The 8,138-nt window shown below is 67.1% G+C and carries 10 protein-coding genes; 4 read left to right on the top strand and 6 right to left on the bottom strand.

Annotated features, from left to right (window positions below; translation table 11 throughout):
- A partial coding sequence (locus E2651_RS38360) for a DUF4073 domain-containing protein (protein ID WP_245239478.1) occupies window positions 1–975 on the top strand: 975 nt, incomplete at its 5' end.
- Window positions 976–994: 19 nt separating this feature from the next.
- On the opposite strand, the gene E2651_RS38365 is transcribed toward E2651_RS38360, so the two are convergent.
- From E2651_RS38365 to E2651_RS38375, 3 genes are all read right to left on the bottom strand, one after another.
- Window positions 995–1,426, bottom strand: coding sequence for a DUF4291 family protein (locus E2651_RS38365; protein ID WP_135335900.1), 432 nt, complete (start codon window positions 1,424–1,426; stop codon window positions 995–997).
- A 142-nt stretch (window positions 1,427–1,568) separates the two neighbouring features.
- Entirely contained in the window at window positions 1,569–2,018 is a 450-nt protein-coding gene (locus E2651_RS38370) for a hypothetical protein (protein ID WP_135335901.1), read from the bottom strand.
- Window positions 2,019–2,266: 248 nt separating this feature from the next.
- Window positions 2,267–2,914: a hypothetical protein gene (locus E2651_RS38375; RefSeq protein ID WP_135335902.1), complete on the bottom strand. Its 648-nt coding sequence runs from the start codon at window positions 2,912–2,914 to the stop codon at window positions 2,267–2,269.
- A gap of 367 nt (window positions 2,915–3,281) precedes the next feature.
- On the opposite strand from E2651_RS38375, the gene E2651_RS38380 reads away from it, so the two are divergent.
- The gene (locus E2651_RS38380; RefSeq protein ID WP_209446350.1) at window positions 3,282–5,342 is read left to right on the top strand and encodes a restriction endonuclease; all 2,061 of its coding nucleotides are present in this window, start codon (window positions 3,282–3,284) and stop codon (window positions 5,340–5,342) included.
- A 20-nt stretch (window positions 5,343–5,362) separates the two neighbouring features.
- On the opposite strand, the gene E2651_RS38385 is transcribed toward E2651_RS38380, so the two are convergent.
- From E2651_RS38385 to E2651_RS38395, 3 genes are all read right to left on the bottom strand, one after another.
- Window positions 5,363–5,899 carry a hypothetical protein gene (locus E2651_RS38385; RefSeq protein ID WP_135335903.1) on the bottom strand — a complete coding sequence of 179 codons (537 nt, stop codon included), beginning with the start codon at window positions 5,897–5,899 and terminating at the stop codon, window positions 5,363–5,365.
- A complete protein-coding gene (locus tag E2651_RS38390) occupies window positions 5,883–6,542 on the bottom strand; it encodes a type IV toxin-antitoxin system AbiEi family antitoxin (protein ID WP_135335904.1) in 660 nt (219 codons plus the stop codon). The genes E2651_RS38385 and E2651_RS38390 overlap by 17 nt, the downstream gene beginning before the upstream one ends.
- A 124-nt stretch (window positions 6,543–6,666) precedes the next feature.
- Window positions 6,667–7,284, bottom strand: coding sequence for a DUF4291 domain-containing protein (locus E2651_RS38395; RefSeq protein WP_135335905.1), 618 nt, complete (start codon window positions 7,282–7,284; stop codon window positions 6,667–6,669).
- Window positions 7,285–7,403: 119 nt separating this feature from the next.
- Here E2651_RS38395 and E2651_RS38400 point away from each other — a divergent pair, with 119 nt between their 5' ends.
- Window positions 7,404–7,823, top strand: a complete 420-nt coding sequence (locus E2651_RS38400; RefSeq protein ID WP_135335906.1) for a hypothetical protein — start codon at window positions 7,404–7,406, stop codon at window positions 7,821–7,823.
- 102 nt (window positions 7,824–7,925) lie between these two features.
- Window positions 7,926–8,138 (top strand): nucleotidyltransferase domain-containing protein (locus E2651_RS38405; protein WP_209446351.1); only part of this gene is annotated, 213 nt, incomplete at its 3' end.

Consider the following 8,138-nt stretch of genomic DNA (forward strand, 5'->3'; position numbering starts at 1 on the left):
TCCCCGAAGACGCCGCCCCACTCCCGCAGAACCTTCCTCACCGCCAGCGGCATAGCCCTGGCCACGATCCCCCTCGGCGGCCTCACCGCCGCCCAAGCGGCATCCGTCCGGAAGCCGAAGGGGGCGGCCCCCGTCACCGCCCTCGACGTCATCTCCGACATCCAGGGCGACTTGGCCGACTTCGGCAACGCCCTCGACGACCTCAACTCCTTCGGCGGCTCCGACGCCCTCGTCATCGCGGGTGACCTCGTCGCGCAGGGCACCGCCCAGCAGTACGACGACCTCTACGGCACGCTCGCCGCCCACCCTCACCCGGAGCGAGTCCTCGCCGCGCTCGGCAATCACGAGCAGTACAACTCCGACCCGTTCGACACCCAGGTCAAGCGGTTCCTCGACTACACCGGCATGCCGGACGTCTACTCCCAGACGACGGCGGGCGACCTCCCCCTGCTCTTCATCGGCACCACCGCGCCGGCGGTGAACGGCACCAACCCGCCCTTCGTGACGCTTGGTTCCGCCCAGCTCTCCTGGCTGGACAGCACCCTCAAGTCCCACGCGGACAAGCCGTACGTACTGATCTTCAGCCACCACGTCCTGCCGGGCTCGGTCTCCGGCACCACCGGACCGGACGCGGCCCGCTTCTACGACCAGGACTTCGTAGACGAGGCCGACCTGCTCACCATCCTCGGCGCGCACCCGAACGTCGTCTTCTTCTCCGGCCACACCCACTGGGACCTCAACCGCTCGGACTGGGCGGCGAAGAAGATCGTCGAGGGCGGCGACCCGAAGGGCTTCACCGTCGTCAACACCGGCTTCATCCAGACCATGTACGGCCCGGACGGCAACGGCGGCGAGAAGCCGGGCTCGGGCGCGGAGTCACAGGGCCTGCGCGTGCTCCTCGGCAGCGACGGCAAACTCACTGTCGAATCCCGCGACTTCAAGGCCAACAAGCTGATCCGCACGCTAGCCGTCTGACGACGGCGGGGTCGGCGCGTCACCCCCTGGCGGTCTGATGGTCGAGCAGACCGTCTTCCGCCGGGTAGCGCCGCTCGCGGGGCAGCAGGCGGGCCGCGGCGGTCAGATCGTTCTCGCGTACGAGGGTGTGGACCCTGTGGGCCTGCTCGGTGACGTCCGTGATCGACACCGTCCACTCGTCCGCGTAGCGCCGCGCCGCGTCGCCCGCGAGGCCCAGCTGGAGCGATCGGTGCGGGAGCGGGGCGAGGTGGAGATCGCGCTCAGGGTCCCACTGGACCCGGGTCGGCGCTTGCTTCAAGTCACGCTTCCAGGCGGCGGCGTCCGCGTGCACTGCGGGTGCGTAGTGCGAGAGGCAGGCGTGCCGCAGGGCCCACTCGAAGCCGTCGCGGGTGATCTCGACGGCAAGGGCGGTCTGTTGGTCTTCCTTGGTGGCCCAGCCGCAGCGCTTCAAGGGCTCGCGTGCGTGGGTATGGCAAAGGGCCCGCCCCCAGGCGGCCGCCTGGGGGCGGGCCCTCGTGAGTTCCGTCTGGTGCGTGTCGGCTACCGCACCGCGCTGAGGAACTCCCGCTTCCGGTCATGCGGAGGGCTTCCGGTCACGTGTTGCTGAACCGCATCTCGCCCGCCTTGGTGACCTTGCCCTTCTTGGTCAGGGCGATGTTCCAGGCGAAGACGGCGTTGTTCGGCATCTTCTTACTGATCTTGGTGCACTTCCGCCAGCCGGCCTTGTAGTTCCCGTAACAGCGGTATCCGGCACCGTTCTTGTTGACCTCGCCGCGAATCTCTACGCGCTGTCCGTCCTTCCGGTAGTCCCTGACCCACATCCTGTTCCCGGCCTTCTTGAAACAGGCGATGCCGACGAGCCTGTTCTCACGGCCGGTCTTCAGTGAGAGACAGTGGTTGTCGATCTTGGGGGAACCCTTGGTCGCATGTGCCTTTTCCCTGTATACGGTCTGCGCGGACGCAGGGTTCGGGACCAGTGCGACAAGGGCGGCAGCGGCGGTTACTCCGATGACGGCCCGTGCGATGTTGCTTCTGCTCTTCACGATTTCATCTCCCCGGGGTGCTTGTGCGCGGAGGTTCGTGGAGAGTCTCCAACTCCCTTTCCTCGCACCACAATTGACCGTTGGGGAGGTGACCGAAAGGGCAAGTGCCCGGCCACTTTGTGGTGTGGCCGGGCACTTGGTGCAACGCTGCTTTCTTACTGGTTGATCAACAGGGCGAGGCTTGTTCCACGTCAAGCCTTGTTCAGAGTCCTTTTAGTACCGCGGCAAACAGTCCGGCTCGGTCAGTCCTAGGCTCTGCTGGAGTGGGTTGGGTCCGTACTGCGTGTCCACAGTGAAATGTCGCTGCTCGTCGCGACGGCGATGGTCATCCCGGAAGGTGAGAAGCCGAACGCTCGGAGTTCGGAGTAGTTGGAGTGAAAAATGTGCCACCACTGCTCTCCGTGTGGACCGGAGTGGGGCAGGCCGCCGTCGGCGGAGAGCAGGACGCGATCATTCGGCCAGGCCGGGGTGACGACCTCCAGAGTCCAACCGTCCGCGGTGGTGGTGTGGAGCCCTCCGCCGAAAAGCCCCGCGATGCGCACGCGGCTACCACTGACCGGCCCCAGTCCGGGGCAGGACAAATCGGCAACTGCATCGGGGGTGCTGTGCTCGGGATCACGGTCCCTGGCGATCTTCTTCCCGGTGACGGCGTCGAAGAGGCCGTGACCGTCGCGCGAGACGACCATCACCAGATCGCGGCCGTCCTCGGGATGCGAGGCGAAGCCGATTCCGAGGAGCCCGCCGACGGGGACGAAGGCAACGCGCAGCCAAGGTTCAGGTGCAGTCACCACGGGAGGCGCGAGAAGCCGTGCCCGCAATGCCTGTTGGTACGCGGAGAGCTCTGGCTCAAGATCCGTCCGCTCGACCTCAGCTGCTCTGTTCGTCCACTTCGTCACAGCTCCATGATCCATACTTCGACAGGCTCCCCCCAACGGAGTTGACGCAGACAAGCATCCCGACGTCTGTCCTTGCGGTCGGTGAACGCGGCGTGATGACTCATGTCAAGCCTTGTTCAGAGACCATTCTGTGATGGGTGCGCCATGCGTGGACTCGACGGTCCGAGGGTCACCACTTGGACAGTGCCGTGTGCCGCAGCCTCAGCCGCATCCGTTGAGTTGACCTGCAGCGTTGGATCTCCACCCAGCCTTTGACGAATGCATATGCGTGGCGGCAGTTGCTGGATAGAGTCGTCTCGTCACAGTTGGTTGTGGGGACAACCGAAGTGTCCTTCGGCTGCCAATGTCCTGGGGAGGGCCTGCAGCAATGAGTCGTCGTTCTACCGGTCTTGTCCGCGCGTGGGCTGAGGTGCAACGACAGCAGCAGCGCCAGTCGGAAGCCGAGGCCAGACAGCGGAGGCAAGAAGCCCAGCAAGCGCGGGCCTACCAGCGGCGAGCTGCCCAGAGCCACCGTGAGTACAGGCAGGCAGACGCGCTGCGTCGCACGGAGGATCTGGACGCAGAGGTAGCAGCACTGCAAAGCCTTCTCGCTTCAGGTTGCGACGCTCCGGCTTTCAGGGCGTCCTCACTCATGCGAGCCGTGGATGTTCAGCCCTTCGCTCCAGGTCAGTTGGCGCAGCCGGTGCCCATGCCGGATGCCAGTCAGTACCAAGCCCAGGGTGGTTGGACTGCGAGTCGCCGGGGTCATGCGCAGGCCGAGGCGGGGGCGCGTTTCGACCGGGACCTGCAGGCTGCACAAGCAGCGGAGTCTCACCGCCGGCAGCAACTGGCCTCGTATCAGCGTGAGTACCAACAGTGGGTCGACTCTCAGCTGGCCGAGGTGCGTGAGCACAACGCCGGCGTGGTCGCGATATCCGAAGGCGTGAGGCGCCGAGATCCCGATTCCGCGGTCGAGTACTTCACAGCTGCTCTCTACTCCTCAACGGCGTGGCCTGATGGCTTCCCGCGACAGATAGCGGCAGCGTACGACTCCGCTGCCCGACAACTGGTGCTCGATTGGGAGTTACCTGCCTACGACATCGTCCCTGCGATCAAGTCCGTTCGGTACATGTACGGGACCGACCAGGACAAGGAGACCCCCCGACCGGAAAGTCAGCGGCGGGCCCTGTACAAGGAGGTTCTCGCGCAGTGCATGTTGCTTGTCCTGCACGAGCTCTTCGCCGCGGACGAACAGGGGGCACTGGAGTCCGTGGCCCTGAACGGGTTCGTCGATGGACATGACCCCACGACGGGGCGACCGGGCCACATCTTCCTCGCGACGGTCATGGCCTCACGCTCTTCGTTCCGTGACCTGCACTTGGCGCAGGTGGATGCAGGCAGTTGCCTGGCCGGCGCTCTGAGAGGGCAGCTCTCGACCAGGCCGGACCAACTCACACCGGTACGGCCGAGCCGTCGGCCACAAGACGTCGGAAACCGCGTTGTCGCCCACGGCAGCGATGAGGAACCGGACCTGTACGACATGGATCCGGTGGAGTTCGAGAATCTCGTTGCGGATCTCTTCCGGGCCATGGGGATGCAGGCAGTGACGACCCAGCGCTCAAGCGATGGGGGCGTGGACGTCGACGCGCTGGACCCGACCCCCATCCGAGGCGGCAAGATCGTCGTACAGGTCAAGCGCTACCGCAACACGGTGCCGCCCACTGCCGTGCGTGACTTGTACGGGACCGCGCAGGGCGCAGGCGCCAACAAGGGCGTCTTGGTGACGACGTCTGGGTTCGGACCCGGCTCTCATACCTTCGCCAACGGTAAGCCGCTGGAACTCATCTCGGGCACGGAACTCGTCGACCTGCTGCATCGTCACGGACTGCGCGGACGATTAGGAGAGGGCGGTCGCCAAGCCTCACCGCAGCCGACCCCGCCGGACCCGAACACTCGGCTCCCTGACGACTACAACGTCCTGGGAATGTCGTGGACCGGAAGCGTTGCCTTGGACGTGTGTGCACTCGTCTGCCATGGCAACCGCGTCCTGAGCGACGATCACTTCGTCTTCTTCAACAATCCACAGACTCCCGACGGCTCCGTGCGCGCCCTTCCCGCGGAGGCGCCTGACAAGGCTGCGATCTGTGTCGCCTTCGACGAACTGCCGGTGGAGGCTGATCGGTTCGTGCTGGTGGCGGCCATCGACCCGGAGGCCAACCCGGACGCGGATCTCTCCGGCTTCACAGATGCCTGCATCCGCCTGCTCGATCCGGCGATGTCAGAGCTGGGACGGCTCGAGATCTCTGACGGCCGACCGCTCGAAACGGCCCTGGTGCTCGGGTCTTTCCGTCTGAGGTCCAGCGGTGACTGGGAGTTCGTCCTCGGCGGCAGGGGCTACAGAGGCGGACTGGAGGAACTCGTTCAGGACTACGGCATCGAGGTGGAATAGATCAGCCTGAGTCCGGACGTTCAGCAGGCGGGCGCCTCCACTGGGAGCTGCTGATGTTCCGCGGCGGGGGCTGGGACGTCGCGATAGCGCAGTTCGACACTGCGCCGCTCGGTGGGCCATCGCTTCCATTCGGAGTGGCCGGTGTGCGTGTCGAGGAGCTGGACGCGCAGGCGCAGACCGTCGCCGGTCACCAGTTGGGCGGGATCCACCCCACGGACGCCGGAGAGCGCGGGCTCCCACCGCGAACGCGGGAACTCACGTCGAAGCAAGCGGGGGATGCGGGAGTCGAGGGCATCGGCAACCGCCGGGCGGTCGTCCGTGTACAGATCGATGGCCTCGGACGCCGACCGCCGGACGCCGCCGTCGTGAGGTGCGTCGCCGGACGCCGCCGTCGTGAGGTGCGTACGCGAGAGGGCTGTACCTCCGAAGAACACCACCGGCAGATCCAGCGAGGCCAGCGCCCACAGCACGTGGCTGATCAGGTGATCGCGCCGCACCTGCTGCTCGGCGGCGCCGTATTCCGCGCCGATGCGCGCGAGATCACTTCGGTCCAGCATCCGAGTCCCCCTCGATCAGGCGCCGCGCCCTTTTCAGGGCAGCAGTCTTGTGCTGCCCGGCCGCCAGTTCGGGCAGCAGGTCGGCATCGGCACGCAGCGAGAGCGCACGGAGCGCCTCGGTGATCGCTTCGGCGGGCAGGCCGCCAAGCGTAGGGCGGGCGGCGAGGTCCAGGAGAGTTTGTTCAGGTGTGGTCACCCATCCGGGGGTCACCTCGGTCTCGATCCGTTCCAGGTCGAGGCTCGCCACGTCCCTGCGCATGAAGGTGATCTGTCCGAACTCCGTTTCCAGGGGCGGACGTTGCTTCGGTACGGCAATGAACGTGACGGCGATCTCGCGTGGGACGGCCCCGAATTGGCTGGCAGCCCCGATGCCCATCAGGGCGGCGCCGTCCTGGCCGTAGTCGGCCTGTCCGATGCCGAGACCCACTGCGTGGAGGTCGGGACGCCAGGTGCTGTCGCTGAGATGACGGCCAGGTACGAGGAGGTAGTACCCGGTGGCCAGGCGGAGCGCTGCCCCGTTCTTGACCAGGCGCGCCATTTCGGGACGGGGGTGGGCGTAGACAACGGCGGCGTCCTTGGGGCGCAGGACGAGGTTCGCCCTGCGGGCCAGCTCGGGGGGAAGGCCGATCGCCGTCCTCTTCATCAGTACCACCTACGTAGGGTTAAAGCCTACGCTCATAGTAGTGCTGGCTGACAGTGCCTGCGAGGGGAGCGGTCTGGCCCCGGCTGACCGCCTCGCGGTTGCATCAGGCCGCTGTTCTCCTTCATCACGCACGCAGGTGAGCGAGCAGGTCGTCCCCGGCCGGGTAGGGGCGTTCCGTCGGGAGGAGGCTCTCGGCGGCTGCTTGGTCGTTCTCGCGTACGAGGGCGTGGACTCGGTGGGCCTGCTCGGTGACGTCCGTGATCGACACCGTCCACTCGTCCGCGAAGCGCCGTGCCGCGTCGCCCGCGAGGCCCAGCTGGAGCGAGCGGTGCGGGAGCGGGGCGAGGTGGAGATCGCGCTCAGGGTCCCACTGGACCCGGGTCGGCGTTTGCTTCAAGTCACGCTTCCAGGCGGCGGCGTCCGCGTGCACTGCGGGCGCGTAGTGCGAGAGGCAGGCGTGCCGCAGGGCCCACTCGAAGCCCTCGCGGGTGATCTCGACGGCAAGGACGGTCTGCTGGTCTTCCTTGGTGGCCCAGCCGCAGCGGTACATCATCCAGAGGAAGGACGGCTTGATCCAAGTCATGCGGTCCCGCTTCCACGCGGCGGGGAACCGTCCGGTACGTGCCGCGGTCTCGCCGAGCGCGGGTGCGTACGCCTGGTAGACGGTGACGGTCGTGTCCGTGTGCAGGGCGCGGATCTGGTGGTTCGGGGGTGGGGTCGTGAGGTCGTCGGTGCCGTTCATGGTCGCCAGACTGAGGCCGGTCGTCGCTTGTCCGCCAGCGAATTGTCGGTGGCGGGCGTTACCGTGAAGCACGGAATCGGGATGCGTGGCGACGCGCATGATGGGGCGAGGGGGGCCTGGTGGACGCTGAGTTGACCGCGTTGGCGGCGGCGGGGGCGACGGCGCTCGTGCAGCAGATGGTGACCGACGGCTGGGGGCAGGTGCGGGACCGGGTCGCCGGATTCTTCTCGCGGGGGCGCGATGGCGAGGAGGACGTCGTCGCGGGGGAGTTGGAGGAGGCGCGCGCCGAGCTCGCCGCCGCGCGGGACAGCTCGGATGCCGAGGCCGAGGCGGATGTGCTGGCCGAGTGGCGTGGGCGGATGCGGCGCACCCTGCGCGCGGATCCGGCGGCTGCCGCCGAACTGCGGTCGTTGCTTGAGGAGTTGTCGCCCGGGTCTGGGGGCGAGCGGCGCGGCGATGTGTACAACAACTTCAGCGGGAATGTGGAGCACGGAGTGGTGATCCAGAGCGGGTCGATCGGGGAGGTGCGGAAGGGGTAGCGGCCGGGGGCCAGCGGCTTGGGCTGGTGGCGTAGGGCCTGGGTACCCGATATTGGGTAGTCCTGCCAGGGGCCTGCGTGCTGGGATGGATGCGTGACTTCCGTGCCGCCGCCTTCTCCGGCCCAGCCTTCCCTGTCCGACGCCGACTTCGTCGAGTACGTCGCCGATCGGCTCGGCGCCCTCGGCGGTGTCCAGGCCGTCACCCTCGGCGGCTCCCGCGCGCAGGGGGCGCATACGCCCGACAGTGACTGGGACATGGCCGTCTACTACCGGGGGGCCTTCGATCCGGAGGAGCTTCGGGGGATGGGTTGGGAG

The organism is Streptomyces sp. MZ04 (assembly GCF_004684775.1).
GTDB lineage: Bacteria > Actinomycetota > Actinomycetes > Streptomycetales > Streptomycetaceae > Streptomyces.